Below are 857 nucleotides of genomic sequence, written 5' to 3'. Positions count from 1 at the left end.
CGTGACCCCTAACCCCAGGTTTTTCAAAAACGCCGATTTGTCCTCAATGTCTGCCCCGTTCTCATTTCGGGACAAGCAGTGAAAAGCGGTAGCGTAGGCTTCGTTCGCTAAATTATACGCATCCTTCACTGCGCGAGAAGTTGCCGCCTCCGTTTCACTGTGGCTCTTCGTGGCATTGCTGAGCTGGACGAGGCCGGGTTGGGTGAGTGAGGCATTGGGCACGGATTTTTGTATCATTTTCCTAATTGCCTCAGCCAGCTGGGCATCATCAGATTGACTCGGTTTAATGCCCGCGGCAGCCAGTGCATTGATTAATTCTCGCTGAACACTGTTAAACCACGCCGCATCCAATATGGTTGGCGCTACACCTGCCGCCACATTACCGTTGGTAAATTCACCATTTCCGTCTGCGGTATTTGTAATATCACCAATTTTTAGCATAACGAATCCTCACTCAATGAAGGTGATTAATATTTAAATTTAATTAATTACTGATTACGGGTTGTAACCGAATTGTAAAATGGTGTGAGACGGACTAATTTTCTGAAATTGACATTCGAGTTTTTTATTTCCCCACGAACGCAATGGATCGCCGCAATAACTCCCACCGGCTACTGCATAATTAATCGTGGTCGCAGGTGCATTAATTCGCCAAACAAATGGCCAGTCATCACCGTTAATCGCTGCGCCACAGGCAGACATGCCTGCCCGTGCCTGCCGAAACTCGGTGATGGTGATTTTAAACCCCAGTTTGGCAGCCAAATCAATAAAATACGGGTTAGACTGACCGCCTGTTTTCAGCAATTTAGACACAACCGATTTTTGCCGTAATGAAATGCTGTCAATTTCGCCAATGG

At 46.8% G+C, this 857-nt stretch carries 2 protein-coding genes; both read right to left on the bottom strand.

What is annotated here, in order from left to right; translation table 11 throughout:
- Positions 1 to 441: phage tail protein (locus PSI23_RS21635; RefSeq protein ID WP_273557001.1), on the bottom strand; the 441-nt coding region annotated here is incomplete at its 3' end.
- Between the two features lie 54 nt (positions 442 to 495).
- Positions 496 to 857 (bottom strand): putative phage tail protein (locus PSI23_RS21630; RefSeq protein ID WP_273557000.1); only part of this gene is annotated, 362 nt, incomplete at its 5' end.

The sequence above is a fragment of the Xenorhabdus yunnanensis genome (assembly GCF_028598805.1).
GTDB lineage: Bacteria > Pseudomonadota > Gammaproteobacteria > Enterobacterales > Enterobacteriaceae > Xenorhabdus > Xenorhabdus yunnanensis.
This window is presented reverse-complemented; position numbering and strand designations above follow the sequence as displayed.